The organism is Veillonella parvula (assembly GCF_042850485.1).
In the GTDB taxonomy this organism is placed as follows: Bacteria; Bacillota; Negativicutes; order Veillonellales; family Veillonellaceae; genus Veillonella; species Veillonella parvula_Q.
In genome coordinates this window covers 662,695-689,561 of the sequence record NZ_AP031417.1, presented here as the reverse complement: position 1 = coordinate 689,561, position 26,867 = coordinate 662,695, and the positions used below count along the sequence as shown (strand labels likewise).

Genomic DNA, 26,867 nt, shown 5'->3' with positions numbered 1-26,867 from the left:
TAGTTGCTCCCTTCTGCTATATACAATGTATAACGCCTTGCTCTGTCACGATTTTACTCATCCGTTGGTCTAACTCATCCATCGGGATTAGTGTATCCCATAATTGTACCGTCCAACATACGCCCATAAATGTACTTGGTAAAAGTTCCTTGAGAAATCGATCATAATACCCATTCCCCATCCCCATACGACCACCTTGACGGTCAAAGCCAGCACCAGGCACTAAAATCAAATCCAAGTCATGTGGATCAATAATCTCGTATGGCTCAGAGGGAATGCGTATATTTAACACACCCCGAGTGATAGATTCTAGAGACTTAAGACGAACTGCAATCATAGTCGTCTTATCGGTACATACTGGAACGTATACGGATTTACCATGTTCTAAAGCATGACGAATCACATCGTCTAAATCGGCCTCTTTGGGCATCGCCAAATAGGCCATAATATTTTTTGCCGATGTATACTCAGGACTATTGACGATTTGATTCGTCAACATCGGCGTCCACTGCCTACAATCAGCAACGGATAAAGCAGCGCGCTGAGACTTACACGCCTGGCGCACTGCTTCCTTTGTATTCATTATTTTTCTTCCTTGTTTTTCTTAGACAGTACGTTAGCAACTGCTGTACGAGCAAATGTTAATTCAACTTTTTCAGATACCTGTACTTTGACTTTTTCGTCATCAAGTTCAACAATTTCGCCGTAAATACCACCAATAGTAACAATTTTTTGGCCTTTTTTTAAGCTACCTAACAAGTTAGCGCGCTCTTTTTGTTGTTTCTTTTGTGGACGCCACAATAAAAAGTAAAAAATCACTACCATTAACAAAATAGGCCAGCTAGTTTGCAAGATTTGTTGAATATCTCCCATGTTATCCTCCTAGATTAATAAATATGTATTTCTTTTCTAGTATAGCCACCTAATATAAATTTGACTAGACTTAATTACTATTTTTTAAAGCTATCCCAGAATTGCATTCTAAATTGTGGGAACCGATCTTCTAGAATAGATTGTCTCATTTGACGCATAAACTCTAACAAGAAGTAGAGATTATGATACGTTACAAGGCGCAATGCCAAAATTTCTTCTGCCTTATATAAGTGACGAATATATGCACGGGAATAATTTTTACATGTATAACATTGGCACCCTTCTTCTAACGGTCCCCAATCATGAGCAAATTGAGCATTTCGAATATTAAGACGACCATTCCAGGTCATGGCCATCCCATTTCTAGCAACACGAGTTGGATATACACAATCAAACATATCAACTCCACGTGCAACACCTTCTACAAGACAGTCCGCAGTACCAACCCCCATTAAATAGCGAGCTTTATTTATCGGTAATAATGGGGTTGTATATTCAAGGATTTCATTCATTAAATCATGAGGTTCCCCTACGGATAAACCACCGACACTATACCCTTCAAAGTCCATAGCTACAAGCTCTTCCGCACTTTGTTTGCGTAAATCTTTGTACATACCACCTTGAACAATACCAAACATACCTTGGCGGTCATGAGCCTTACGAGCCTCTTGGCAACGATGAGCCCAACGTGTGGTACGCGCTGTAGAACTCTTCGCATAATCATGATCGGCAGGATACGGAATACATTCGTCAAAAGCCATCGCAATATCAGAACCTAATTGTTCTTGTACCTTTGTGGCAACTTCTGGAGATAAAAACTGTTTTGATCCATCAATATGTGATCTAAAAGTTACACCTTCTTCAGTAATCTTACGCATGTCGCCTAAGCTAAATACTTGGAACCCACCGCTATCAGTTAAAATAGCTTGATCCCAATTCATAAACTTATGCAACCCACCTGCTTCTTCCACAAGTTCAGAACCAGGACGAAGAAATAAATGGTACGTATTACTCAAAATAACTTGAGAACCCATAGCCTTTAGTTCTTCTGGTGTCATTGTTTTAACAGTTGCCTGTGTACCTACAGGCATAAACATAGGTGTTTGGAAGGTACCATGTGGTGTATGCAATAAACCTGCACGTGCCCCCGTATGAGGACATGTCTTTTGTAATTCATAAGTAATACTTGGCATAATCCCTCCTAACGAATAAACATAGCGTCGCCAAAGCTAAAGAAGCGATAACGTTCTCGAACAGCTTCTTCGTAGGCCGCTAAACAATGTTCACGACCGGCTAATGCACTAATCAACATTAACAATGTAGATTGAGGCAAATGGAAATTCGTTACCAATGCATCAATCATCTTAAATTTATAACCAGGATAGATAAAGATTTGAGTCCATCCACTAATACCTTGTAGTATACCGTCATCATTCGTAGCAGACTCGAGTGTACGTACAGATGTAGTACCTACCGCAATAATACGGCGTCCGTTTCTCTTAGCTGCATTAATACGGTCAGCGGTTTCTTGAGATACAACGAAGAACTCACTATGCATCTCATGATCTTCAATAGTCTCTGCCGATACAGGTCTAAAGGTACCCAATCCAACGTGCAAGGTTACAAACTCAAGCTCCACGCCTTTAGCTTTTATTTTTTCTAATAGCTCAGGTGTAAAGTGAAGTCCTGCAGTTGGCGCCGCAGCAGAGCCTTTCTCCTTAGCATATACCGTTTGATAACGATCTTTATCTTCTAGTTTTTCATGAATATATGGAGGTAATGGCATTTCACCAATCTCTTGAATCACATCATCAAACACACCGTTGCATGTGAACTGAATGATACGGCCTCCAAAATCTGTTTTATCTATAATAACTCCACTTAGGCGGTCATCAAACTCTATAACTTGCCCGATAGGACATTTTTTCCCCGGTTTAACAAGGCATTCCCATCGATTTTCACCACATGGTGTGAGTAGAAGTACCTCCACCTTGCCACCAGAACCTTGACGATGTCCATATAATCTCGCAGGGATAACCTTCGTATTATTAAATACGAGTACATCACCTTCGTGAAGTTCTTCAAGCAAATCGTAAAAATGCTCTTTATGACTAACTTTACCACTTACCTTATCCAAGGTTAAAAGCCGTGCTGTATCACGAGGCTCTATGGGATGTTGAGCAATCAGTTCTTCTGGCAATTCATAATCAAAATCTGTAACTTTCATCGTTATCCTTATTAATACATTTTCTTCAATGTAATGCCACTATAGTAGTGACGCAAAATAGTTTGGTAATAATTTGTATCTCCAGGGTTAGCACGCTTTGCCATTTCTGCAGCGCCCCATTGAGACATACCAAGACCATGTCCCCAACCATGGCCTTTAATATAGACAGTATCATTCTTGCCAGTAAAGCTATGATAAGCCTTACCCGTGCCTTTAGCAGGATTGTGATTTACATAGAAATCAAACAATGTAGATTTTAAACCTAAAATGCTACGTAGTGCATCACCATCTACAGTAGTTTTTCCAGAGGCACCTATGAAAGTAGCACTCTTTATACGACCTGATACACCACGGTCATATGTTTGTTGCCCAGGCTTACCAAGAGGGGTCAATTGAATGCTCTTCAATTTACCTACCCCTTTACTTGCCGCATTAAGTTTACTTTCAAGAGCTTGACGAGAGGTAGTAACAGTCCAATTCGATGTAGATGTACCAGTACTAAAGTCTTTTACCCCTTTCAAGTATGGTACATCACTTCCCCAAACATTTACACTATCCTCTGTATAGCCACCGCCATCAGAATGGAATAAGGCATTAATAGGACGTTGATCATAAAGCATAACTACGCCTTTAGTTTTATTTACCGCATTTGTGGTAGCTTGAGATTCACCACTCACACCACTATATACTTGATGATCCGTGGAATTACTCACATCGTAGAATTTACCTTTATTTTGTTCCATCGTATGAAGAGCATAAGTACGAGCTGCTACAGCTTGTGCCTCTAATGCAGCAGCCGGCCAAGACGGTACTACCTCTTGTGGGACAACACCATACAGGTAATCCTCAAGGGGCACAGAATTAATGACCATCATGGTTCCATTATTGGCACGTAATGTTAAACCGCCACGATAACCTTTACCTTCGAACAAGAATGGTGCATCGCTATTCGCAGGCTTCAATGTAACCACACTATCAATAGCCTTTCCATTTACAGCAATCTTGCCGGCGCGAACGCCAATAGATGTACCACGATTAGCACTGATTGTGCTAACTTGACCATTACCGCTGTTCAATACAACCATGTTGGCTGTAGATGTAACAGTAGCATCGGAGCTACGACTACCTAGTAGAACACGTACATTTGGCATGTTTTCTTTGCGTTCTGTGGCAGGCGTCACTACGGAGCCCACTTTGTTGCGAGTAATAACTGCTGTATTGGCTTGAATGCTATTCGCATCCGTTGTTTTTACTACCTTTTTAGTAGCAGTTTTTTCAGTAGCTCTTTTTTGTGGTACAGGCTTATCACCAGTAACTGCAGGTTTAGTAGCTGGCTTTGCAGTAGCAGAAGCCGCAGGTTTTGTAGCCGTTGTAGCTTTACCTGTAGTAGCTGATTTCGTAGCTGTTGCATTAGTACTAGATTTCGCAGTACTAGTTGATTTTGTTGCACTAACTGGTTTAGCCGTCGTTACCGACTTTGTAGCTGTAGCAGGCTTTGCTACACTAACCGGTTTTGCACTAGGTTTAGCCACCGTAGATGTAGCAGTTGACTTAGAAACCGTTTTAGTTGTTGTGACCGGCTTCGCAACTGGTTTAGTAGCAAGTGGACGAAAACTAGATTTCTTCGTCGTATTTACTTTCGATACAGTTGTATTAGATACTGTTGATTTTGGCGTTGGCTTTTTCGTTACCACTGCACTTTTATTTTGCAGCGTCGCTCCATGTGCTACAGAAGCGCCACCAATGTTTACACCTAAAAATAAAGTGGCCATTATCATCAATTGTAATCGTTTCGTTTTCATTGTTATTTCCCTGTCTGTGAAATACCTAAATGCTCATAGGCCAATTTAGTAGCCACCCTCCCACGCGGTGTGCGTCCTAAAAATCCTAATTGCATCAAATATGGTTCATACACATCTTCGATGGTATCTCTCTCTTCGCTGATGGCCGCCGCAATGGTATCAATCCCTACAGGGCCGCCATCATATTTTTCAATAATACATTCCAACACACGTCGATCGATTCGATCAAGTCCCATTTTGTCTACATATAAACGTTGTAATGCTTCATCTGCAATTTCTTGAGTGATAACCCCATCACCAATGACTTGTGCAAAATCACGTACCCGTTTAAGCAGACGGTTTGCGATACGCGGTGTTCCTCGTGAACGACGTGCAATTTCGCTTGCCCCAGTCGACACAATACCAATATTAAGAATTTCTGCGGCTCGAGTCACAATAAATTCTAGCTCTGGTTGTTTATAATATTCCAACCGATTAATAATACCAAATCGGTCCCGTAACGGTGCCGCCAAAGCACCCGCTCGAGTAGTGGCACCTACCAAAGTAAATTTTGGCAAGTCAATGCGTACAGTTCGAGCACTTGGTCCCTTACCGATGATAATATCAATAGCATAGTCCTCCATAGCAGAGTACAACACTTCCTCTACGCTACGAGACAAGCGATGAATCTCATCGATAAATAATACATCATGATCATCTAAATTTGTTAAAATTGCAGCCAAATCACCAGACTTTTCAATAGCAGGACCAGAAGTTATGCGAAAATTAACACCCAATTCATTCGCAATAATCCCTGCTAATGTAGTCTTACCAAGACCTGGAGGCCCATAGAGCAAAACGTGATCCAATGCTTCACCACGTTGCTTTGCAGCCTGAATATACACATTTAGATTGCCTTTAGCCTCTTCTTGCCCTACATACTCATTAAAGAACTTAGGTCGAAGGCTATATTGCCATATATCCTCTTCGTGCTCGCCATTGCCGACAAGGCGTACTTCTTCATTCATCCTTATCGTCCTTTCCCAAGCTCAATCAAACTGACTTTAATCAACTCAGATACATCGCGCTTACCATCATCTAAAGACTCAACAATATCAGACACATCTCGCTCGGAGTATCCTAATGATACGAGAGCTTCAATAGCCTCCCCTACGGCACCACTAGCAGTGACATCAATAGGCTGAATAGCCGCAGGTGATTCTGCAGAAATATGTGTCATCTTAGCAATCTTATCCTTCAGTTCTAAAACAAGTCGCTCCGCAGACTTCTTACCAATGCCAGGTAACTTAGTTAATTGTTGCACCTGTCCATTGATAACCGCTAATTTAAAAGCCTCTGGTGTCATGCCTGACAAAATGCCAAGCCCCACCTTGGGACCGATACCGGAAACAGAAATGAGCAGTATAAACAACTCATATTCCTCTTCCGTCCAAAAGCCGTAGAGTTGCATCGCATCTTCTCGTACATTAAGATACGTGAATAGCGTCACCTCACGACCTTCTATCAATTGTTGACGCGTAGTGGTCGGCACATATACGCGATACCCTACGCCATGTACATCTACATAACAAGACTCTTTAAAGAGATGTGTTACGATGCCCCGTACATACCCTATCATTATACCAACCTCTTCAATCTATCATTGTGAGAACTATGAGCCGTACAGATAGCAACTGCCAATGCATCTGCTGTATCATCGGGCTTGATTTTCTCACGAATCCCCAAAATATTCATCGTCATATAAATGACCTGATTCTTATCAGCCTTGCCATAACCAGTGACCGCTTGCTTGATTTGTAGCGGCGTATATTCATAGAGTGGAATACGCTGTTGCTCGGCGGCCAATAAGATGACACCTCGTGCTTGTCCAACCTTAATGGCTGTCGTTACATTGCGGTTAAAGAATAATTCCTCTACTCCAAACTTATCTGGCTTGTATTCCTCTAAAAGATCGCTAAGATCATTAAATAGAATTTCCAATCGCTGTGAATCAGTTAATTCCTTAGGAGTTGTAATAGCCCCATAGGCTACTGGTGTTAGTTTGCTGCCCTTCACGTCAATAATGCCGTATCCGCATATAGCCGTGCCTGGGTCAATTCCTATAATGCGCACCCCAACCCCCTTAGTTTAAAAATGAGATAAGCTATCGCCTACCTCCATTACATAATCTATTTCATTATAGCACAATATCACATCGAAATTCATGAATTCCCGTATATTTAATATAAGAAATCTATTACTTTTCTTAACTTTTACATATCTTTCTAATTTAATTCATCAATAGAAAAGGAGCACCCATAGAGTGCCCCTGTTTATTTATTCTTCATCGTCTGGCAAAATACCGTTGTGATATACGTTTTGTACATCATCAAGATCATCCAATACGTCGAGCATTTTCTGCATTTTTACAGCATCATCACCAGCTAACTCAATCGTTGTATCTGGAACCATTGTAATTTTAGCTACTACAGTTTCGATACCCGCATCAGCAAGCGCTGCTTCTACAGCATCAAAATCCTCTGGTGTTGTATAAATTTCAAACACATCATCTTCAGACTTAAGATCTTCTGCACCAGCTTCGAGAGCGAGCATTGTTACTTCGTCTTCATCATGACCCTCTTTATCGATAACGAATACACCTTTAGATTTAAACATCCAGCCTACACAACCGCTTTCACCAAGGTTGCCACCTTGTTTAGAGAATGCATGACGCACATCAGCAGCCGCGCGATTACGATTATCCGTCATAACCTCTACAGTAACGGCAACACCGGCAGGGCCATAACCTTCATATACGATTTCTTCATATGCGTTCATATCGGTAGCGCCAACGCCCTTGTCGATAGCACGTTGAATATTATCCTTAGGAATATTGTTTTCACGAGCTTTTTGTAAAGCCAATTTCAAACGCATATTACCAGTTGGATCTGCACCACCCATGCGTGCTGCAACGGTAATTTCACGACCGATTTTTGTAGCCAATTTAGCTTTTAATGCATCGGTTTTACCTTTTTTATGTTTAATATTTGCCCATTTAGAATGTCCTGACATAGACGCCTCCTATTTATTCCACCATGCTTCGCCCCGCAGCCGATCTAAGATGATTGATACGGCACTACGCACGGATAAATGATTGTATTCACCATGGCCATATATAGGTTCTAAAATATAGTCAAAGCTTTCCATCGTTTCTTTTGTCATACCATAACCGGTACCAAATAATACTAACACAGGGCGCCCCTCATTTTCAAGATGTTCGCGCATCCGTGCATAGGAAATTGTATTATCATAAGTTCTAGCATCGGTAGTTGCTACGATAGGTTTTACCCCTTCCAATTCCTCGATAGTACGCACCGCAACAGCGATAGAATTAACGAGTTCAACGCCTGTGAAAGCATCTTTTCTGTCCGGATTATAGGTACTACCAAAGCCTGACTTCCAATGTTCCATAATGGTAGCTGCTAATTCTCGTTGAGCCGGTATATTATGAATCACAAAATATTTAGATACATCATAGGTGATAGATGCGCGTGCAATATCGTGAATATCATAATTGGTAATGGCCGTCGTTATCACATCTTTATGCTTATTCATAATCGGATAATGAACGAGCCCAATATATAAATTTGCCAATGCTAAATCTCCTGATTTCTAAACAACTGCCATCAACATATAGTGTCATCGCATCCATTATGAAGCACTAGACCGTGCACCAGCACTGCCAAAGCCAGACTTTTGCCCTATAGATGATGCTTTCTTACTTCTATTATTCTCATAACTACGAAAGCTTCTTCCACCTCCATAGCCATGTATAGTTGATCCTGATGACGTATATTCATTAGGTTGTTCATACGGTTTTAATGGCGATACCGTGCGATACGTCATAGTTCGTCCATCCATACGTGCCGTAGGAGGATTAAACCCATGAAACATATAATACCCAGCTGCAATAGTTGGTAACAAACTTGCCAAACCAGCATCCCACACTAAGTTTCCACCATTATCACGGTGAAAGGTAACTGAACGATTATCGTCATACAAGGCGGTTTCTTTTCCATCGCCATGGTTTAAAAGAGAATACCGATTACCTTGACTATCCTTTAATCGAACCTCCCCCTCATTTGCCTCTGGATAAACCTTATCACACACAGCATAGGAGATATCGTTCCAGTATGAATACACACCTACAAGACCAGCAACTGCGGCGAAAGCACCTGTAAGGTATATGGTTTTCTTACTTGGCTTATACATAAAACGCTCCCTTAGTGCACAGCACCGCTAATAACAAGAGCAAGACCAACGAAAATGCCAAATACAAGAATACCAGCCGCTGTATTACCACGCATAATTTCTTCGGATAATTTATATTTACGATGCCAAATATTGATAAACATATAGCCCGTTACAAATAGTATAATACCTAGCACAGCGTATACAACACTGGCTACAATGCCATGTAACAGGGACGTATCAGCCGTAGTCACGGCTGGTGACATAATAACAGCGCGCAAAATTTCACCGATACCGATAAATGATCCCGCTGAAAGCCACGCCACAGCACAGTTACCACGCTTAATTTCTTCACTAAATTTTCCAGGCACGAAGAAATCGATAACCGTGTTCGCTGTCAACATCAGCATAATGCCAAAACAAGCATAAAAAATTGTCAATAATACATCTGGTATATAAATCATAATAAGCCTCCTAATAATATAATTTTGTATTGGATGTGTTGTTAGAGTTGCTGGTAGGATACAATCGTTCGCGTCCCGTATTATCCCCTAGTCGAACCATGGTCGCATAGTTATCGAGTATATGAGAGCTGATTAATGTATGATCAATAATTTTCCAATCCTCTTGTGTTAATTTTGATTGTTCACATACCTTAACCCTAGTTTGTCCATCCATATTAGTGATGAGATACACCATGTCCCCAGAATAAAATACAATAACTTCATGTCCCTCTTCTAAGTTATCCCGCTCATTCTTAATATCACCATTCACAGAATCAATCAAGTCTAATGCGGTACTAACAGGATCTAGTATAGACGTGTATACATAGTCGCTATCCGAATCTGTTTTTGTATAATATGCAGATGTGTCATGCATATGTTCTTTTGCCGTGTAAGGCACTCCAAACATAGCGCGTATACTATGCCAAGACAAATCATTGTCCGACCAAAATAGAAATAGTAAAAATAGTACACCATACCCCACACCAACAGCAATAGATCCAAACCTCTTTTTCATTGATTTGTTACGCATCTTTTGCTTAATAGCTTGAGCGGCTGCATCATTACAAAGACGAATATTCACCAAGGGTACTCGTGATCCTTCGGCAAACATTTTTTTACCTTCAAACCACTCTTCTTCAAAGAATACACTAGCACCACCTTCACAAGGTAGCTGATATTCTCTATATCCTGCGCGGTCCCCTACGGAGGCACCACTTTCACCATCCACATCGACAACCTTTTCTAAGCCGATTTGATGTAATGTAAAATCTTTCCCTGGCCGTGTATGAAAGGATGTTCTAGATACGGTACACCATTCATTATCATTGTACTCAATGGTTAACCATATTTTATCGATTCCCTCAACAGCCTCTAGTCCATATTCATGCCAATAATCACCTGGTGATTTTGTCATAGACGGCTGGCCCCTATAGGATTGTTCCTTATCTGCTTTTGGAATAATCTCTATGTATTTAATTTTCTCAGTGATTACATAGCGGCTGCCATGAACCTCTAAGACATCATAACAATTAAATTCCATACACACCCTCGCTAAAGTAGACATAAGCACGACTGCTACTAAATACACCTATTATCATTCGTTTGCCCATACTATATGGTCACAAATTTCATAGTATTTCGCTTACTCTATTAATAATGGTACAAAGTATGCTTCTGTACCAGCTATCTCTTCCGGAGAAAAACGGCATCCTACCGCGGAAGCTTGATCACCAAGCATAAAACAGGATAAGGTTAAAAATCCATCTTTCACTCCACAATCCACTGTATGAGTAAAACGTTTCTGCTGTATAAAATCTTGATACATAACCTTTTTACTATCACGACAAATGATATCGTCATAGTTATCAACTAGCTTTTCCATGTAAAGCTCAGATGTATCACCATGCTTTTGAACAACTTGTACATGTCGTCCTTCACGGCCCCAAATCTCCTTTTGAATATAAAGGCCATCATCAAGAGAGGAAAAATCATTTTCAAAATAGGATGGTGCCAAATAACGCTCGATTATATCTCGATCAGGTTTCGTAAAAAATTGATCTGTTAAATACAATGCATATACTAAGGACATAAAGGATTTGTTTTGTAAAATAATTGCCTCTGGCGGATTAAAAAGAGCAAATCTATTCTCCTCGTAAAGATCTAAAAACATCTCACCCAAAGGTTCATTATCTGGTGTTTGTTCATCAATCAAAAGTTCCATGGGATGCAATCGATATAATAGAGTCGCATGACTACCATCTGCTAAAGGAATGCCCTCATCATCAATCTTCATATCATAAAAGGATAGAAATCGCGTGTCAGCCTCAGGGCAAGCCGATTTTAATTCATTCATAAGGAATTGTGTTGTACCGTAATCTTCAAAATAATCATGAAAACAAGAGAATACAAAAGCCTCCTTAGATGGGCAACCTCCATTTGCTATCATAGACTCATATACATCTCTACCATACTTAGCAGATAAAACAGCATCATACATGCGCTTTAAAAATGTATGTAATTCTTTTCGGCATTCTATATTAGGATGTTTTCGTCCTACATAGTTAGCTGCAATTTCATTGGCATAATAGCTTTCAATAAGAAAACATGGCGTATCAGCATTAAGTTCTACCATGCGTAAATTGCCATTTACATCAAGAACAAAATCAAAGCGAGATAACCAAGTCGGTAACCCTAAGGCATTCGACTTATGTAGATATGGGATTAAATTTTCTGGCATATCCATATTTCGAGCAAAGTCATCTGGTGCCATTTGAAATACTTTTGCGGCTTTACAAAAAATTTGAAATAATCTACGAGACGCATGGCGAATTTCATCGTAAAAATCAGCTGAAAAGGCCTGCATAGATAATGAAGGATACCGGTCATCATAGCCTTCATATTCCACGAAATTAAATATATTTCTATCAAGCTCATCAATATAGGATTTCATTGTTCATCCTTTCATTAAGAGGCACCGCTCGAAGTTCGAGTCCCTACACTACCAAAGCCATACTTTTCACCAATTCTATGTGCCCGACTACTCGTTTTAGTATTGTAACGATTTCTAGTCATCTCATTAATAGTCCTAGCCACTCTTGCACTATTAGATTTGCTAGCGCCTGTATTTGCATCAAAAGATGTAAGTGGCGATGTAGCACGATAGGTCATACTGGGTGCATCCATATATGCCGTTGGAGCTGAAAAGCCATGGAACGCATAGTAACCTACCGCCAAAGTTGGAATCAAACTGGCTAAGCCTGCATCCCATATAATATTGCCTTTCTCATCACGATGAAAGGTAACAGATTTTTCTGCATCATCATAGAGCGCAGTTTCTTTTCCATCACCGTGATTAATCAAGGTATAGCTTTTACCTTCATCATCAACGAGCCGTACTTCACCATTATTTAATTCTGGTTTGACCACATCACATAGAGCATAGCTAACATCGTCCCAATACGAATAAGCGCCTACTAGAGCTGCTATAGATGTAAAGGCTATGGCTATGTAAACAGTATTCTTACTTGGTTCATACATATAATATTCCTTCGTTTGATTTCGTAACTGAAATCAATACTATATCAATCTTTTATTATATTTGATAACGTCTTACGACCCTGCTTATTCTTTAACTCCACCATATACGCATATCGTAACAATATTTCACTGTCATTTCTAATAGTCGCTATACGCCTATCCTCCGAATCTGACAAGTTTTTTAATTGCCCCACTTCAACATACGTAGTGCCATTAACCACACTAATAACAGATACATCTTTAGTCGTATAAATGACAATCCACTGCTCAGGGGACTTAGTATCTTGTTTAATGGTATAAACCTTGCCATACACAGCATCGATAAGATCGATAGCCGTTGCATTTGGATCTTGCTTTGACGTATATACCATCAAACCGTCTTTTGTACCTTGCGGTTCATAATAATAGGAATCTTTAATGCGCTCTTCCATGGTATATGGGAATCCTACTTCATCACGCAATTCATGCCAAGACATATCTCCTATAAACAAATATCCAAAAAAGAATAAAATGATTCCCCAACTCAGACCCAATCGTGTCCATTCTTTTCTCCTCGCTGCATTACGAATCTTTTTACTCACTGCTTGAGCAGCCTGATCTCGCCGTCGATGTACATCAGACAAACGAATCCGCTCACCTTGAGCCTGATCCGTCAAACCACCATGCCAGTCCTCAATAAAGAATACATAGGTTTTATCCTTTTTAATTGATCTATATTCTTTATAATCTGCTTCGTCGCCACTTCTAGCCTTCGATTGCCCCTCCACAGCTACGACACGTTCTATACCTTTATCATGTAGTCTATATCCTGCAGGAGGGGTTGAACGTAAAACTGTTTCAGAAAAAGTGCAATATTCTTTTTCACCGTTTACAATGGTAAGCCATTTTTTATCCGTCCCATTAACGGGCATAAGACCATATTCGGTCCAAGACTGAGCTCCTTTGGAAACACCTAGTTCTTTTTTATAATTTTCATCATTAAGATCATAACGTATTGTTTTATCAACGATAAACTCTTGATAAGAAATGACCTCCCCGACTACATATCGTTTTCCCTGAATCTCTACAACATCATAACACTTAAATTTCATAGCCTAGACTCTTCTGCAACAATTTCTTTTAACAGTTTAACTTCCTCTTTTGTTAATGGTCGTTCTAATAAGTCAGGCCGTAATAATCGTGTTCTTTTTAGTGCTTCCTTTTGACGCCATGCGGCAATATTTTTATGATGACCACTACGCAATACATCTGGAACAGTCCAACCTCTAAATTCTGGTGGTTTTGTATATTGTGGGCATTCTAAAAGTGACTCATAAAAAGAATCCTCTTGTGCCCCACTAGCCGCACCTAATACACCAGGTATCATGCGAGCCACTGCATCAGTAACTACCATAGCTGGCAACTCACCACCGGTCAATACATAATCACCAATAGAAATCGTTTCATCTACAAGATGTTTCTCTACGCGATAATCTACACCTTCATAATGACCACAAATAAGGACCACTTGATCATAGCTAGCCAATTCACGAGCCTTCTCCTGTGTGAAAGGCTGTCCTGTAGGTCCCATAAAGATAATACGACGTCGTATACTTTCATTAGGATTACCAATAAGACTCATTTCATCACACATCTCATCTGTGGTATAAGTATCATTAATATCACTATCATATTGAGCAATAACGGATTCTACAGCTTCAAAAATAGGAGGTGCCATCATGAGCATACCAGCCCCACCACCATATGGTGTATCATCTACTTGACCATGCTTATTATGGCTAAAATCTCGAGGATTCGTTACATCTACAGATAGACGTTTTGCCTCGATAGCTCGTTTTATGATGGAATGATTAAAAAACGCATCAAAAAACTCTGGAAATAAAGATACAATATCAATACGCATATACCGTCCCCTGTACTTATTAACTCACATTAACTCATTAGTATTATCTATATATAGCTATATTATATAACTTTTACGATAATATACCTATATGTAGATAAAACAAAACCGCCCAAATGATTATATCCATTCAGGCGGATCTACGATCATCAATTTATTTTTCACATTGATATCTTTAACGACCTCTTCAATGGCTGCAAATAATTGATCTGGTTCCCCATCTTTGGAGACCACATAGACATCATTAGCACCTGGTTGTAATACATCAGTAACTGTGCCAAGCACGTTACCCATAGTATCTTGTACCTCAAGACCAATGATATCAAAAATATAGTAACGACCTTCTGGCAATTCCACTAAATCTTCACGACGAACTTGAATTGCTTTCTTAGTGAATAGTTCAGCCGTATTGCGATTAGAAATTTCCTTAAAAGATGCTAAAACAAATTGCTTGTGAAATCGTGCGGATGCAACGTGGTATTCTTTACCATCGATGTAACAGGCATCCATATGCATAAACCGTTCTGGAAAATCGGTTTGAGGCATAATACGAAGATCACCCCGCACACCGTGCGGGGCGATGATAACACCTATTGTGATGAAATCGTTATGCTTCATTATTGACGAAACGCAACGATCTTACCGTCTTCTAATAGGATTTCAGCGCCCATCAAGGCATCCAAATTATCCCCGATTTTAACGGTAACTGTTTGCTCTAATGTACCTTGAGGAATTTCAGTTCCTAAAGACAACTCCTTAGCATCCTTCAATTTAGCTGTTACTTCTTCTTTGAAAGCCAAGCGTTTATTTTTTTCTTCGTCGATTTGTTGACGAATAGCAGTAAGACTTGTAGCATCAACTTTAGCTGCATCAGCCAAAATACGTTGGGCTTGAAACTCAATTGCTTCCAAATCTTTATTTACCATATCAAGGCGAGCTTCAAGATCGGATACAATTTTCGCTTTCAAGTCGTCTGTTACTTTTGCTTTTACTGCTACAGGGACACGTAATGTCATTTCTTCCATTGGAATACTCCCTTTTAGACAATATCAACAGATATCTTTTTGTTCTCTTTAATAGCCGCCGCTTTCACCACAGATCGAATCGCTTTTGCAATTCTACCTTGCTTTCCGATGACTTTGCCCATATCCTCTGGGGCTACATGAAGTTCGTAAACTTCAACATTCCCCTTTTGGACCATGGTAACAGAAACGGCATCAGGCTGCTTCACTAATGATTTCGCAATTAATGAAATTAATTCTATCATCACAGTATGCCTCTCTATTAATTACTTTTTAGCGTCTGCAAATTTTTGCATAACGCCTTGTTTTTTGAACAAGGAGCGAACAGTGTCAGTAGGCTGAGCACCTTTAGCTAACCAAGCCAAAGCTTTTTCTTCGTCTACATTAACGATAGCTGGTTGTTTAGTAGCATCATATTGACCAATTGTGTCAACAGGACGACCTTCACGTGGAGCACGTGCGTCAGCAACTACGATACGGTAGAAAGGAGCTTTTTTAGCACCTAAACGAGTCAAACGAATTTTTAACATTGTGAAATTCACCTCCTTATACTGATGTAAATGGACAAGTTCAGCGCCCCTGCCCATGTATTACATAAACGGTAATTTAGGCATTCCAGGGAAGCCGCCCTTACCGCCACGTAAACCTTGCATGCGCTTCATCATCTTCCGCGCTTCTTCAAATTGTTTCAACAAGCGATTTACATCTTGTACCTGTGTACCAGAACCTAAAGCAATACGCTTGCGGCGAGAACCATTAAGAATACTTGGATTTTCTCGCTCTGCCGCCGTCATGGATGTAATGATGGCCTCAATACGACGCACCTCTTTACTATTCAAATCAAGGTCTTTTAATTGATCCTTAACTTGCCCCATACCTGGCAACATGCCAATAATATTTTGTAATGGCCCTAACTTTCTCACCTGATTCATCTGTTTTAAGAAGTCATCCAAGGTGAAATTGTTTTTTGCCATTTTCTTAGCCATTTCACGAGCTTCTTCTTCATCGATAGCGCCTTGTACATTTTCAATCAATGTTTTAAAGTCGCCCAAGTCGAGAATACGAGAAGCCATGCGGTCTGGATAGAATACATCAAAACCATCCATTTTTTCGCTCACACCAGTGAACTTGATTGGCAAGCCTGTTACAGCTTTGATAGACAATGCGGCACCACCGCGCGCATCACCATCGAGTTTAGTAAGGATAACACCATCAACACCTAATTTTTCATTAAAAGTTTGCGCTGTAGTTACCGCATCTTGACCGATCATGGAATCTACAACTAGTAAAATTTCATGAGGTCTAACAGCAGCTTTAATGTTGGATAACTCATTCATGAGAACTTCATCAATTGCCAAACGACCTGCTGTATCGATGATAACAACATCTTTCAGCATATGCGTGCTTTGCTCTACGGCACGACGCGCAATATCTACTGGATTGGCACCCGGTGTCTCATCCGCAAATACTGGAATATCAATTTGCTTACCTACTACTTGCAACTGAGTAATCGCAGCTGGGCGATATACGTCGGCAGCTACGAGCATCGGACGCTTACCTTGTTTGCGTAGGTATACAGCTAGTTTACCAGCCGTTGTAGTTTTACCAGCACCTTGCAAACCAACGAGCATGATAATAGTTGGAGGCTTGCTAGAAATCATGATACGACTTTGCGTACCACCCAAGAGAGCCGTTAACTCATCATTTACGATTTTAATAACCGTTTGAGCTGGATTCAAGGAACCGAACACCTCTTCACCAAGGGCCTTTTCCTTAATGGACTTAACAAAGTCCTTTGCTACCATAAAGTTAACGTCCGCTTCTAATAGAGCCGTACGTACCTGACGCAACGCAAGATTGACATCATCTTCTGTAATTTTGCCCTTCCCTTTTAAGGATTGAAAGGCTTCTTGCAGTTTTTCTGACAAGCTATCAAATGCCATAATATCCCTCCATTTGCGCCAATACTTGTTGCACCTTAGTTTCGGCCAACACCTCTTTAGGCAAGGTTGCTTTCAACTGTGAAAGCAAGCCTTCCTGTTGTTCATATTGTGCCACCAAGTGCAATTTAGATTCGTAATCATTTAAAATGTGTCGAGCACGCTGTAAATTATCGTGTACAGCCTGTCGTGATACACCTAATTCCTCAGCGATCTCGCCAAGAGACATATCATCTTCGTGGTGAAGTTGTAAGGACATGCGTTGCTTGTCCGTCAACAATGGCCCATAGAAATCTAAGAGCAAACTTATGAGTACTCGTTCTTCCATTTCGCCACCTCCATCACTGTCAAGTCATATTACTTTACATATGGTACATTATAAAAAAAGATGTGTCAAGTAGAAATACTTAACACACTTACTTCATTACTATAATACATATAAATCATAGTTATACAAGCTATCTCATCTCCTTGAACCAAAATCATAAACTAATTGACTACCTTAACATAATCATTCTAGACAAATTTAATTCATAATCAATGATAATTATTTCTAATTTCTACTTTTATATCTATAATAATATGCTATAATATCAATATCTAATATTTTCAATATAAAAAACAGGAGGTATTATATGAATACCAAACAATATGACATTATCGTCTTAGGTTTCGGCAAGGCTGGCAAAACATTAGCCGCAAAATTTGGCTCTATGGGCAAATCAGTAGCCATGATTGAAGAAAATCCACTAATGTACGGTGGTACATGTATTAATATCGCATGTATTCCTACTAAAACGATGATCATTGCCGCATCAAAAGGCTTATCATACGATCAAGTATTAAATCAACGTGAAGTTGTTACATCTCGCTTACGCAATAAAAACTTCGGTATGTTAGATACAAATGAACATGTCGATGTCTATACTGGGCATGGTGCATTTATTAGCAATAAAGAAATCGCTGTTACCGCTGGCAAGGATAAGATTATATTATCTGCTGACACTATCGTTATAAACACTGGTGCTGTAGCGATTAAACCTAATATTTCTGGCATTGATACAGCTACAGGTTTCTATAATAGTACAGAAATTCAACAATTACCTACTCAACCTAGTACATTAGGAGTTATCGGCGCTGGTCCTATCGGTCTTGAATTTGCAAGTCTATATGCAAAACTTGGTGCTAAGGTAACTGTATTCAACATCGAATCTAGCATCTTAAAACGTGAAGAACCTATCGTTCAAGAGCTAGCTACTGAGTACTTAACTGAACAAGGCATTACCATTCTTAATAATGTAACATTAGACTCTGTATCCAATGATGACAACAAACCAGTTATCAAAGCTAATAATCAAAACTATACATTTGATGCTGTTCTATACGCTACAGGGCGCAAAGCCAATACAGCTAATATCGGTTTAGAACATACGGACATCGTTACTAACGAACGCGGTGCCATTGTAGTTAATGATACTTGTGAAAGCTCCGTTCCTGGTGTATACGCAGTCGGCGATGTAAACGGTGGACCTCAATTCACATATGTATCTCTTGATGACTTCCGTATCGTATTTGGCACACTTACAGGCAACGGCCAGTATACCTTAAAAGATCGTAAAAATATACCTTATACTACCTTCTTAACACCTCCACTTTCTCGTGTAGGTCTTACAGAAGAAGATGCAATCAACCAAGGATATACTGTTAAAACGAAAGAAATGCTCGTAGCTACCATGCCTAGAGCACATGTAAACGACTATTTAAAAGGTGCTTTTAAAATTGTTGTAGATGCGGATAACGACTTAATCCTGGGCGCAACACTCTATTCCCAAGGCGCAGAAGAATTGATCAACTTAATTAAAATGGCTATGGATAATAACATTCCATATACATATTTCAAAAATCAAATCTTCACACACCCTACAATGGCAGAAAATTTAAACGATCTTTGTAATTTCTAATAGCTTAATAGCTAATACAAGCACTAACTATAAAATAATAACCTAACACAAAAGCCTTTAGACGCTAAACTAATTTAGCATCTAAAGGCTTTTGTATGTATTGAAAAGGCAGTTATATAAGTGTATTAGGTCATTATAAATATATTAGATTATTATAGATATTTTACCATTATCTGCCTAAAACATTATATAAATTAATTTTTAGTAAACAATCTGCGTACTATCGTTTGTAATTTAGGTGTTAATATAATCGCTACTACAATGCCTGCGGCACTTGTAATCAAGGAGTATTGAATTTTGCTAGCCGCAACGACCGCACTTTCAAGAACGAACCACCACGCAAGGAAGTAGCCTAAAGCTGTCCAAATAGCACCAATAATAAGGGCTACTAAAATACGACCAAAGGATGCCGTTGGTTTTGTAATAGAGGGTGGCAAATAGCCTGCAGTCATACCACCTACGATAAGTCCTGCAATGCCTTTAATAAAGAAAGAGAATACGATATACTGCGTATGACCACCAAAGAGATCAAATAGTGCAGATCCAATTGCCGCACCTAAGCCGCCATATAATCCACCAAAGAGGATAGATGTTGTAAAGAGTGCAGCAGATCCTAAATGAACCATAGCGCCACCTGGTATTTCAATGCGAATTGTAGTAGCCACTGCACATAACGCGGCAATAAAACCAATATAGACAATGTCTCGAGTACTTAATTTCATAATCATGAACCTCTCTTTTAAATCAATCACTATATTCAGTATAACAAATCATAAGCCGTCTAAAAACACCATTATCATAGGAATTAAATATCCATTTCACGTCTCAATACAAGATATAAATATATACTTAGCTATATGTCTGTAGATATAATAAAGCACCTATACCTCTGTATAGGTGCTTTATAGTATTCAATTATATGTATAATCTTAAATTTTAGCTCGTTTCAAACGAAGTGAATTACTTACAACTGTAACAGAGCTAAATGCCATCGCTGTACCAGCAATCATAGGATTTAACGCACCAATAGCGGCCAAAGGAATGCCAATACAGTTAAAGATCAATGCCCAGAATAGGTTTTGTTTAATGTTGGTCATTGTCTTACGGCTAAGTCGTACTGCTTGTACCAAGGTATGTAAATCATTTCGTACAAGAACGATATCCGCCGCCTCTACCGCAATATCGGTACCACTACCGATGGCAAAACCAATATCTGCTGTAACAAGAGCCGGAGCATCATTGATACCGTCACCAACCATCCCCACTACAAGACCTTTATCTTGCAATTCTTTTACCTTGCTAGCCTTATCTTGAGGCAATACTTCAGCTATAACATGAGAGATACCCGCTTGTTTAGCAATATATTGAGCAGTTCGACGATTATCACCAGTAAGCATCCATACATCAATACCTTGAGCATGTAACTCTTTTACAACCTCGATAGTTTCTGGACGTAATTCGTCTTCTACAGCCCACAAAGCACTAACAACGCCATCTACAGCTAGAACAGATACGGAAGCACCTTGTTCTTCAAAGCGTAAAATATCTTCTTGAACCGCCGTTAAATCATAACCTAGTTCATTCATCCAACGACTGTGCCCAAGTTGTACGGATACGCCTTGGTATGCACCTTGTAACCCTTTACCTGGTACATCAGCAAAACTTTCAAGTTCAACAGCTTTACCTTTATAGCCATGATCTTCACCATAGTAAACCATGGCCTTTGCAATCGGATGAGATGTACCACTTTCAAGAGCCATCATAATAGACATATTAGTACTTTCATCACCATTATAATTTTTAAAAGCCGTCACATCCAATACACCCTGTGTAAGGGTACCGGTTTTATCCATAACAATGGCATCGAGTTTACCCGCTTTTTCAAGATATTCTGCACTCTTGATGAGCACACCGTGTTCCGCACCAAGTCCAGACCCAACCATGATAGATGTTGGTGTAGCAAGGCCAAGCGCACAAGGACATGCGATAACCAGTACCGCTGTTGCATTAATGAGAGCAACGTTAATAGAATCTCCCATAATGAAGTACCACACAAGACCTGTCAAAACAGCAAGGCCAATAACGGTCGGTACAAAATATTGAGCCACGATATCTGCAATACGTTGAATACTAGCCTTGGAGGTTTGTGCCTCTTCTACAACCTTGATAATTTGAGACAACATCGTATCGGAACCGATACGCTTGGCTTCCATGGTAAAAGCACCACTTAGGTTTATAGTAGCACCAATAACTTCAGAACCAACTTGTTTTTCTACCGGTAAGCTTTCACCGGTCAGCATAGCCTCATCTACTGTGGAATATCCCTCAGTAATCGTGCCATCAACAGGGATCTTTTCACCTGCACGAACTTGTAAAATATCACCGGCTACCACCTTAGATGTAGGGATATCAATAAATTCTCCATCACGCAACACATGAGCCGTTGCAGGTTGTAAGGCAATCAATTTTTGAAGTGCTTCGGAGGTACGCCCTTTTGCAATCTCTTCTAAGAGTTTACCAAGAAGGATAAAAGTAATGAGCCACGCAGAGGTTTCAAAATATATTCCATGAGGGCCTAATTCAGGGTGAAATTGCCAGTTATAGATACTGAATAGATAAGCTACCGTCGTGCCCATTACAACGAGCACATCCATCGTAAGCGCCCCATTTTTCACTGCACTCCAGGCGCTCTTATAGAACATGAGACCAGGACCGAACTGAGCAATAGTAGCAAGAACAAACTCTACCCATACAGGCAATGCCTGAATACCAAATCGATGTAAGGTCATATTAATCATCATCGGTACCGCCATACAGGCGGCAATAATAAGGCGTGTAATATGAGGTTTTAAGTTAACCTTTTCTATTTCTTGCTTTGTTTCGTCTGCTTCTGCAGCACCAAAACCAATATTTGTAATGGCATCAATAATCTGTTGTGAATCTATAGTAGCGCCATCTTTATATTCAACGCTCCCCTTTCTAGTTAAGAGGTTGACCTTAACAGATTCTACGCCATCAACTTTAGAAACAACGTTTTCAACACGTTTTACACAGGCTGCACAGTGCATACCTGTAATATCAAATTCTTGTTTTTTTACGCTCATATTCACAGGCCTTTCTACTCTGTAGATATATCTTATCTTACAACTTACTATATTATTACAAATTCGTACTATATTTTGTATTTATGTACTTAAATATATGTCTAAACATCTATCTATAAAAAGCTATATATCCTATTGTAAATAAAATAGCCATAAACAAGTTCACTAAGAATGTTTCAATATATTTTAAAACTTCAATATATGAACATATTACATGACTAACTACTCATATATCTACATTTAATAATAACATAAATTCTCATTACGTCAATATCCTACCAAATATAGAGGCTATTTCTTTTTTATAAGGGAATTAACCGCTTTTACCTATACATAGCCTTCATAAATAGATTATAATAAAGTGATGATGAATAAACATAAACTTTGATTCCAAAGGAGGTGAATATATGTCTGAATCAGTAAGCCCTACAGTGGAATTTACTTCGGTAGCAAAGGAATTTCGCCATGAATATGTTGTTGAAAAATCACGGTTTATAACAACAGTATATCCTTGCAAGACTGAAGAGGAAGCCCAAACCTTTATAAGCCGCATCAATAAAGAATTCTGGGATGCGCGCCATAACTGCACAGCCTATACATTAGGCCCACAGCAAGAACAACAACGATCTTCCGATAATGGAGAACCATCAGGCACAGCAGGTAAACCAATGCTAGAAGTACTCAAAAAGACTGGTATTACCAATGTAGCCGTCGTCGTAACACGTTATTTTGGAGGCATTAAATTGGGCGCTGGTGGCTTGATTCGGGCCTATTCACACTCCGTTGCGGAAACCTTACGTCTTGCGCCTAAAGAACTACATACAACACGAACTCGGCTACAAGCAAAGATTGACTATTCACTGTATGGAGCAGTAGAAAGATATGTACAGGATGAAAAATTACACTATGAAGCAAGCTTTGGTGAATATGTAGACATAACAATCCTAATACCACCTACTGATGTAGAGCGCATACAAAAAGAGCTCCAAGACATAAGTCATGGAGCTGCTACTTGTAATGTATTAGATTCTATTGAGGTGGTACTACCACTAGATAAATAATCTAGTTAGTAGATTCCAAACTTTTAATTGCCGTTATTAACTAAACCGGCTATACCTTGACCGAGTTCACGACGTTTTTCCTTAGTCATAGGATAAGGCCATACTCGTTCTAATTGTTTTTTCCGGCTAATTTTATTACGAGCCGTCATTAATCTACGTGCTTCCCAATTACGAATTGCTCGACTTAATGTTCTTTTTACCACGCCCATAGTAGTACCTACTTTCTTAACTATTGTTATATATCAAAATTTGTGATAAGTATAGAAAGATAATTTAAAACTTAATTTACTTTCTATTACTTTGTTGAATTTAGTATATATAGCATTTTATTAAATGTGAAATGACCGTTACTTAGTTCGTTATAATTTTTATTTATCATATTATGTGTATAATAGGGAGATTCTATGGATACATCTTACTACCACAATTTTATTACCCTTGTTCAAACGGGCAATATGACACAGGCCGCAGAGATTCTTCATATTACACAACCAGCGTTAAGTAAGCAGTTGAAATATTTAGAGGCTGAATTTGGGGCTCAATTAATCAACATTAAACGCGGCCAACGAGGATCAAACTTGCAATTAACAGATGCTGGTAAAATCTTCTATGAAAAAGCACAACAACTTTGCTCTATTGAAGAATCTACATATAATGCTGTACAACAATTGAATTCACGCATTGAAGGTACTTTACGCATTGCGACGTCTGCATCTCGTTCAACGCCAATCGTACAGCAATATTTACCAGCTTTTTCCATGAAATATCCATCTGTCCATTTTGAAATTTATGAAGGACTTATGACAAATGTAGTGACCCAACTCATCAACGGTAGCGCCGAATTAGGTATCGCCAATATTCAAATGGTAGATATCGATAAATTCGATATTCTGCTTACCCAAGAAGAGCATTTATACGCTATTTTCCGCCGTGATGTATTCTGGACAGATCGTGAGCATGATACCATCACGTGGGAAGACATAAAAAAATGTCCCCTTTCCCTTTCTGGTGGCTCTGTCCGAATGATTATGCAATCTAGCTTAACAGATATGGATCAACTTAATGCGGTAGCTATCACCACAACTAAAAGCTCAGCTATTGAATGGGCCTCTTCTGGTCGTACAGTTTCTTTAGTCCCAATGGACGCTAAGGAACTCATCAATCATCGCAAAATGGCCCGCATCAAATTGCCAGAATTCTCGGGGGATTTCAAAAAAGCTTTTATCGCGCTTAAAGGCCATGCACTTTCCCCAGTAGCACAACAATTTATTGACTTCTACAAAGCATATGTATAATCATAATTATACATATTATTACCATACTATGACATTAACAGTCTATATAATTGGCATCTATGTAATTATAGACCTCAATTCAATACATAAGAAAAGACCTAGTACTGAATGTGCTAGGTCTTTTTGTATCATATCCTATATAACGACAATTCTTATGGTTGTTTAAGCTCGCCGTATATATGATTCTGTTATACTTGATGAACAGCACCTACAATATCAGTGATGCTGTTAAGATTATATTGTTCTACATATTCGCTCATTTCACGGGCAATACGTGAAATTGCTGTTGGATCTACCATCGTAGCCGTACCAACTTGAACGGCTTGCGCCCCTGCCATCATAAATTCGATAGCATCTGTGCCAGTCATGATACCACCAAGTCCAATAATAGGAATAGTTACCCCTTTATAAACTTGGTGCACCATGCGAAGAGCCACGGGCTTTACGGCTGGGCCAGATAATCCACCATAAGTGTTCCCCAATACAGGCTTGCAACGATGAATATCTATAGTCATGCCCAACAAGGTATTAATTAGACTTACTCCATTACCACCGCCTGCTTCAACAGCCTTTGCGATTTCTACAATGTCTGTTACATTTGGTGAAAGCTTAACGATAACAGGTTTATCCGTTACCTTACGAACCGCTTTAGTTACCGATTCAACGACCTTTGGATCTACACCAAAAGCCATGCCTTCACATTCCACATTTGGGCAAGATACGTTGACTTCTAATCCTGCAATGCCAACTACAGATAATGTCTCTGCCATCCATGCAAATTCATCTATCGTACCAGCAGACATATTCGCTAGCAATGGTACATCATATTTCTTAAGCTCTGGTAGAATTTCTCTAACAAAATGTTCAGCTCCAGGATTTTCAAGGCCAATACAGTTCAATACACCAGATGGAGTTTCTGCAATACGAGTACCAGGATTGCCATGACGTCCTTTTGGTGTTAAACCTTTTACAGAAATAGCACCTACTTCATTACTTAGATCAAGGTAGCCTGCATACTCAGGGCCATTACCAAAGGTGCCAGATGCAGCGATAATAGGATTTTTCATCTTAATACCGCAATAATCAATAGCAAGCTTTGGATTTGGCGTAACGGTGTTATTTAAATCGCGTTCATGCATTAAAAGAACACCTCCTCAGCTGGGAATACAGGACCATCCTTACAAACCTTATAGCGTTTACCTTCTGCACCATCACAAGCACAGCCTAAACAACCTCCAGTACCACAGCCCATGCGCTCCTCAAGAGAAACTTGGCAAGGCACATTGAGTTCTTTAGCCACTTGAGCTACACCTTTCATCATCGGCGTAGGACCACAAGTCATGACAGAAGTAAAGGAATTAGCATTAATTAGGTCAGGCATAATAGCCGTAGGGAACCCTTTTGTGCCCACACTACCATCATCAGTAGTGATATGTACTGTAACAGGTGTATCTTTAAATAAATCTGCCCAGAAGGTTTCGCTTTCATTTCTAAAACCAAGAATAACTTGTGCTTCTTCACCTTTTTGCAAATGCGACGCGATGCATAGCATCGGCGCAATACCAACGCCACCGCCAATGAGAAGCATATTATTAGATGTTACAAACGGTTCGCCCAAAGGGCCTAAACAATCTAATGTATCGCCAGGCACGAGACGTGTCATAATTTCAGTCCCCTTACCTACGACGCGATACAAAAGGGTAATCGTACCCTTTCGGGCATCAAATCCAGCATAGCTAATAGGACGACGCAATAATGGCGCCGTAGAGTCCGCTACGCGAACATTACAAAACTGTCCTACCTTTGCTTCTGCTGCTTGTTTTGGTGCGTGAATATCCATAATCCACACATCAGAGCCTATTTGCTCATTGCGAACGACTTCGCCCTGTTCTACATAGCCACTCATG

At 39.6% G+C, this 26,867-nt stretch carries 31 protein-coding genes; 3 read left to right on the top strand and 28 right to left on the bottom strand.

The window, feature by feature from the left end; genetic code table 11:
* Positions 1-16: 16 nt before the first annotated feature.
* The 23 genes from ACGHIY_RS02980 to ylxM all read right to left on the bottom strand — a co-directional run bounded on the left by ACGHIY_RS02980 (position 17) and on the right by ylxM (position 17,867).
* Positions 17-583 (bottom strand): 5-formyltetrahydrofolate cyclo-ligase, encoded by a 567-nt coding sequence (locus ACGHIY_RS02980; protein ID WP_390525674.1) that lies wholly within the window; start codon positions 581-583, stop codon positions 17-19.
* On the bottom strand, positions 583-873 hold the full coding sequence (yajC, locus tag ACGHIY_RS02975; RefSeq protein WP_105087073.1) for a preprotein translocase subunit YajC: 291 nt from the start codon (positions 871-873) through the stop codon (positions 583-585). The genes ACGHIY_RS02980 and yajC overlap by 1 nt, the downstream gene beginning before the upstream one ends.
* A 77-nt stretch (positions 874-950) precedes the next feature.
* Complete coding sequence (gene tgt, locus ACGHIY_RS02970) at positions 951-2,066, bottom strand: tRNA guanosine(34) transglycosylase Tgt (RefSeq protein ID WP_390525673.1); 1,116 nt, start codon at positions 2,064-2,066, stop codon at positions 951-953.
* A gap of 8 nt (positions 2,067-2,074) precedes the next feature.
* Entirely contained in the window at positions 2,075-3,100 is a 1,026-nt protein-coding gene (gene queA / locus ACGHIY_RS02965; RefSeq protein ID WP_390525672.1) for a tRNA preQ1(34) S-adenosylmethionine ribosyltransferase-isomerase QueA, read from the bottom strand.
* 11 nt (positions 3,101-3,111) lie between these two features.
* A complete protein-coding gene (locus ACGHIY_RS02960) occupies positions 3,112-4,902 on the bottom strand; it encodes a SpoIID/LytB domain-containing protein (RefSeq protein ID WP_390525671.1) in 1,791 nt (596 codons plus the stop codon).
* A 2-nt stretch (positions 4,903-4,904) separates the two neighbouring features.
* The gene (ruvB, locus tag ACGHIY_RS02955; RefSeq protein ID WP_038125893.1) at positions 4,905-5,909 is read right to left on the bottom strand and encodes a Holliday junction branch migration DNA helicase RuvB; all 1,005 of its coding nucleotides are present in this window, start codon (positions 5,907-5,909) and stop codon (positions 4,905-4,907) included.
* A 2-nt stretch (positions 5,910-5,911) separates the two neighbouring features.
* Entirely contained in the window at positions 5,912-6,520 is a 609-nt protein-coding gene (gene ruvA, locus ACGHIY_RS02950) for a Holliday junction branch migration protein RuvA (protein ID WP_390525670.1), read from the bottom strand.
* Positions 6,520-7,014 carry a crossover junction endodeoxyribonuclease RuvC gene (gene ruvC, locus ACGHIY_RS02945; protein WP_221741836.1) on the bottom strand — a complete coding sequence of 165 codons (495 nt, stop codon included), beginning with the start codon at positions 7,012-7,014 and terminating at the stop codon, positions 6,520-6,522. Before ruvC ends, ruvA begins: the two co-directional genes overlap by 1 nt.
* A 204-nt stretch (positions 7,015-7,218) precedes the next feature.
* Positions 7,219-7,953, bottom strand: coding sequence for a YebC/PmpR family DNA-binding transcriptional regulator (locus tag ACGHIY_RS02940; RefSeq protein ID WP_221741834.1), 735 nt, complete (start codon positions 7,951-7,953; stop codon positions 7,219-7,221).
* Positions 7,954-7,962: 9 nt separating this feature from the next.
* Entirely contained in the window at positions 7,963-8,535 is a 573-nt protein-coding gene (locus ACGHIY_RS02935; protein WP_005377916.1) for an RNA methyltransferase, read from the bottom strand.
* A gap of 57 nt (positions 8,536-8,592) precedes the next feature.
* Positions 8,593-9,153 carry a hypothetical protein gene (locus ACGHIY_RS02930; RefSeq protein ID WP_295816467.1) on the bottom strand — a complete coding sequence of 187 codons (561 nt, stop codon included), beginning with the start codon at positions 9,151-9,153 and terminating at the stop codon, positions 8,593-8,595.
* An 11-nt stretch (positions 9,154-9,164) separates the two neighbouring features.
* Positions 9,165-9,596: a DUF350 domain-containing protein gene (locus tag ACGHIY_RS02925; protein WP_004698434.1), complete on the bottom strand. Its 432-nt coding sequence runs from the start codon at positions 9,594-9,596 to the stop codon at positions 9,165-9,167.
* A 10-nt stretch (positions 9,597-9,606) separates the two neighbouring features.
* Positions 9,607-10,677: a hypothetical protein gene (locus ACGHIY_RS02920; RefSeq protein WP_390525669.1), complete on the bottom strand. Its 1,071-nt coding sequence runs from the start codon at positions 10,675-10,677 to the stop codon at positions 9,607-9,609.
* 102 nt (positions 10,678-10,779) lie between these two features.
* Entirely contained in the window at positions 10,780-12,087 is a 1,308-nt protein-coding gene (locus ACGHIY_RS02915; protein ID WP_390525668.1) for a glutathionylspermidine synthase family protein, read from the bottom strand.
* A gap of 14 nt (positions 12,088-12,101) precedes the next feature.
* Complete coding sequence (locus ACGHIY_RS02910; RefSeq protein WP_390525667.1) at positions 12,102-12,674, bottom strand: hypothetical protein; 573 nt, start codon at positions 12,672-12,674, stop codon at positions 12,102-12,104.
* Positions 12,675-12,718: 44 nt separating this feature from the next.
* The gene (locus ACGHIY_RS02905; protein ID WP_390525666.1) at positions 12,719-13,765 is read right to left on the bottom strand and encodes a DUF4178 domain-containing protein; all 1,047 of its coding nucleotides are present in this window, start codon (positions 13,763-13,765) and stop codon (positions 12,719-12,721) included.
* Complete coding sequence (gene trmD / locus ACGHIY_RS02900; RefSeq protein WP_012864103.1) at positions 13,762-14,577, bottom strand: tRNA (guanosine(37)-N1)-methyltransferase TrmD; 816 nt, start codon at positions 14,575-14,577, stop codon at positions 13,762-13,764. Before trmD ends, ACGHIY_RS02905 begins: the two co-directional genes overlap by 4 nt.
* Positions 14,578-14,697: 120 nt before the next feature.
* Positions 14,698-15,195, bottom strand: a complete 498-nt coding sequence (gene rimM / locus ACGHIY_RS02895) for a ribosome maturation factor RimM (RefSeq protein ID WP_390525665.1) — start codon at positions 15,193-15,195, stop codon at positions 14,698-14,700.
* On the bottom strand, positions 15,195-15,602 hold the full coding sequence (locus tag ACGHIY_RS02890) for a YlqD family protein (RefSeq protein ID WP_390525664.1): 408 nt from the start codon (positions 15,600-15,602) through the stop codon (positions 15,195-15,197). Before ACGHIY_RS02890 ends, rimM begins: the two co-directional genes overlap by 1 nt.
* 14 nt (positions 15,603-15,616) lie before the next feature.
* Positions 15,617-15,844, bottom strand: coding sequence for a KH domain-containing protein (locus ACGHIY_RS02885; RefSeq protein ID WP_004695567.1), 228 nt, complete (start codon positions 15,842-15,844; stop codon positions 15,617-15,619).
* Positions 15,845-15,865: 21 nt separating this feature from the next.
* On the bottom strand, positions 15,866-16,129 hold the full coding sequence (rpsP, locus tag ACGHIY_RS02880; protein WP_004695565.1) for a 30S ribosomal protein S16: 264 nt from the start codon (positions 16,127-16,129) through the stop codon (positions 15,866-15,868).
* A 60-nt stretch (positions 16,130-16,189) separates the two neighbouring features.
* Positions 16,190-17,542 carry a signal recognition particle protein gene (gene ffh / locus ACGHIY_RS02875; RefSeq protein ID WP_390525663.1) on the bottom strand — a complete coding sequence of 451 codons (1,353 nt, stop codon included), beginning with the start codon at positions 17,540-17,542 and terminating at the stop codon, positions 16,190-16,192.
* On the bottom strand, positions 17,532-17,867 hold the full coding sequence (gene ylxM / locus ACGHIY_RS02870; RefSeq protein WP_390525662.1) for a YlxM family DNA-binding protein: 336 nt from the start codon (positions 17,865-17,867) through the stop codon (positions 17,532-17,534). Before ylxM ends, ffh begins: the two co-directional genes overlap by 11 nt.
* A gap of 307 nt (positions 17,868-18,174) precedes the next feature.
* Here ylxM and ACGHIY_RS02865 point away from each other — a divergent pair, with 307 nt between their 5' ends.
* Positions 18,175-19,500: an FAD-containing oxidoreductase gene (locus ACGHIY_RS02865; protein ID WP_008603415.1), complete on the top strand. Its 1,326-nt coding sequence runs from the start codon at positions 18,175-18,177 to the stop codon at positions 19,498-19,500.
* A 194-nt stretch (positions 19,501-19,694) separates the two neighbouring features.
* Here ACGHIY_RS02865 and ACGHIY_RS02860 read toward each other — a convergent pair whose 3' ends face one another.
* Together ACGHIY_RS02860 and ACGHIY_RS02855 are read right to left on the bottom strand one after the other, a co-directional pair.
* Positions 19,695-20,222: an ECF transporter S component gene (locus ACGHIY_RS02860; RefSeq protein WP_024060993.1), complete on the bottom strand. Its 528-nt coding sequence runs from the start codon at positions 20,220-20,222 to the stop codon at positions 19,695-19,697.
* 207 nt (positions 20,223-20,429) lie between these two features.
* Positions 20,430-22,604 (bottom strand): cation-translocating P-type ATPase, encoded by a 2,175-nt coding sequence (locus ACGHIY_RS02855; RefSeq protein ID WP_038150564.1) that lies wholly within the window; start codon positions 22,602-22,604, stop codon positions 20,430-20,432.
* Between the two features lie 407 nt (positions 22,605-23,011).
* Here ACGHIY_RS02855 and ACGHIY_RS02850 point away from each other — a divergent pair, with 407 nt between their 5' ends.
* Positions 23,012-23,665 carry a YigZ family protein gene (locus ACGHIY_RS02850; RefSeq protein ID WP_004698470.1) on the top strand — a complete coding sequence of 218 codons (654 nt, stop codon included), beginning with the start codon at positions 23,012-23,014 and terminating at the stop codon, positions 23,663-23,665.
* Positions 23,666-23,688: 23 nt separating this feature from the next.
* On the opposite strand, the gene ACGHIY_RS02845 is transcribed toward ACGHIY_RS02850, so the two are convergent.
* Positions 23,689-23,874: a hypothetical protein gene (locus ACGHIY_RS02845; protein ID WP_004698441.1), complete on the bottom strand. Its 186-nt coding sequence runs from the start codon at positions 23,872-23,874 to the stop codon at positions 23,689-23,691.
* Between the two features lie 195 nt (positions 23,875-24,069).
* Between ACGHIY_RS02845 and ACGHIY_RS02840 the strand changes: the two genes are divergently transcribed.
* Entirely contained in the window at positions 24,070-24,960 is an 891-nt protein-coding gene (locus ACGHIY_RS02840) for a LysR family transcriptional regulator (RefSeq protein ID WP_390525661.1), read from the top strand.
* 188 nt (positions 24,961-25,148) lie between these two features.
* Here ACGHIY_RS02840 and ACGHIY_RS02835 read toward each other — a convergent pair whose 3' ends face one another.
* Both ACGHIY_RS02835 and ACGHIY_RS02830 read right to left on the bottom strand, forming a co-directional pair.
* Positions 25,149-26,099 (bottom strand): dihydroorotate dehydrogenase, encoded by a 951-nt coding sequence (locus ACGHIY_RS02835; protein WP_390525660.1) that lies wholly within the window; start codon positions 26,097-26,099, stop codon positions 25,149-25,151.
* Entirely contained in the window at positions 26,099-26,866 is a 768-nt protein-coding gene (locus ACGHIY_RS02830) for a dihydroorotate dehydrogenase electron transfer subunit (RefSeq protein ID WP_024060998.1), read from the bottom strand. The genes ACGHIY_RS02835 and ACGHIY_RS02830 overlap by 1 nt, the downstream gene beginning before the upstream one ends.
* Position 26,867: the final 1 nt, after the last annotated feature.

Coding starts and splice junctions, on each gene's coding strand:
- ylxM (WP_390525662.1), bottom strand. CDS start 17,867: ATGGAAGAACGAGTACTCATAAGTTTGCTCTTAGATTTCTATGGGCCA.
- ACGHIY_RS02830 (WP_024060998.1), bottom strand. CDS start 26,866: ATGAGTGGCTATGTAGAACAGGGCGAAGTCGTTCGCAATGAGCAAATA.
- ACGHIY_RS02840 (WP_390525661.1), top strand. CDS start 24,070: ATGGATACATCTTACTACCACAATTTTATTACCCTTGTTCAAACGGGC.
- ACGHIY_RS02930 (WP_295816467.1), bottom strand. CDS start 9,153: ATGTATAAGCCAAGTAAGAAAACCATATACCTTACAGGTGCTTTCGCC.
- ACGHIY_RS02940 (WP_221741834.1), bottom strand. CDS start 7,953: ATGTCAGGACATTCTAAATGGGCAAATATTAAACATAAAAAAGGTAAA.
- ruvB (WP_038125893.1), bottom strand. CDS start 5,909: ATGAATGAAGAAGTACGCCTTGTCGGCAATGGCGAGCACGAAGAGGAT.
- ACGHIY_RS02850 (WP_004698470.1), top strand. CDS start 23,012: ATGTCTGAATCAGTAAGCCCTACAGTGGAATTTACTTCGGTAGCAAAG.
- ACGHIY_RS02910 (WP_390525667.1), bottom strand. CDS start 12,674: ATGTATGAACCAAGTAAGAATACTGTTTACATAGCCATAGCCTTTACA.
- ruvA (WP_390525670.1), bottom strand. CDS start 6,520: ATGATAGGGTATGTACGGGGCATCGTAACACATCTCTTTAAAGAGTCT.
- ffh (WP_390525663.1), bottom strand. CDS start 17,542: ATGGCATTTGATAGCTTGTCAGAAAAACTGCAAGAAGCCTTTCAATCC.
- tgt (WP_390525673.1), bottom strand. CDS start 2,066: ATGCCAAGTATTACTTATGAATTACAAAAGACATGTCCTCATACGGGG.
- ACGHIY_RS02905 (WP_390525666.1), bottom strand. CDS start 13,765: ATGAAATTTAAGTGTTATGATGTTGTAGAGATTCAGGGAAAACGATAT.
- ACGHIY_RS02865 (WP_008603415.1), top strand. CDS start 18,175: ATGAATACCAAACAATATGACATTATCGTCTTAGGTTTCGGCAAGGCT.
- ACGHIY_RS02845 (WP_004698441.1), bottom strand. CDS start 23,874: ATGGGCGTGGTAAAAAGAACATTAAGTCGAGCAATTCGTAATTGGGAA.
- trmD (WP_012864103.1), bottom strand. CDS start 14,577: ATGCGTATTGATATTGTATCTTTATTTCCAGAGTTTTTTGATGCGTTT.
- ACGHIY_RS02890 (WP_390525664.1), bottom strand. CDS start 15,602: ATGGAAGAAATGACATTACGTGTCCCTGTAGCAGTAAAAGCAAAAGTA.
- ACGHIY_RS02960 (WP_390525671.1), bottom strand. CDS start 4,902: ATGAAAACGAAACGATTACAATTGATGATAATGGCCACTTTATTTTTA.
- rimM (WP_390525665.1), bottom strand. CDS start 15,195: ATGAAGCATAACGATTTCATCACAATAGGTGTTATCATCGCCCCGCAC.
- yajC (WP_105087073.1), bottom strand. CDS start 873: ATGGGAGATATTCAACAAATCTTGCAAACTAGCTGGCCTATTTTGTTA.
- ACGHIY_RS02835 (WP_390525660.1), bottom strand. CDS start 26,099: ATGCATGAACGCGATTTAAATAACACCGTTACGCCAAATCCAAAGCTT.
- ACGHIY_RS02980 (WP_390525674.1), bottom strand. CDS start 583: ATGAATACAAAGGAAGCAGTGCGCCAGGCGTGTAAGTCTCAGCGCGCT.
- ACGHIY_RS02855 (WP_038150564.1), bottom strand. CDS start 22,604: ATGAGCGTAAAAAAACAAGAATTTGATATTACAGGTATGCACTGTGCA.
- queA (WP_390525672.1), bottom strand. CDS start 3,100: ATGAAAGTTACAGATTTTGATTATGAATTGCCAGAAGAACTGATTGCT.
- ACGHIY_RS02915 (WP_390525668.1), bottom strand. CDS start 12,087: ATGAAATCCTATATTGATGAGCTTGATAGAAATATATTTAATTTCGTG.
- rpsP (WP_004695565.1), bottom strand. CDS start 16,129: ATGTTAAAAATTCGTTTGACTCGTTTAGGTGCTAAAAAAGCTCCTTTC.
- ACGHIY_RS02885 (WP_004695567.1), bottom strand. CDS start 15,844: ATGATAGAATTAATTTCATTAATTGCGAAATCATTAGTGAAGCAGCCT.
- ACGHIY_RS02920 (WP_390525669.1), bottom strand. CDS start 10,677: ATGGAATTTAATTGTTATGATGTCTTAGAGGTTCATGGCAGCCGCTAT.
- ACGHIY_RS02925 (WP_004698434.1), bottom strand. CDS start 9,596: ATGATTTATATACCAGATGTATTATTGACAATTTTTTATGCTTGTTTT.
- ACGHIY_RS02860 (WP_024060993.1), bottom strand. CDS start 20,222: ATGAAATTAAGTACTCGAGACATTGTCTATATTGGTTTTATTGCCGCG.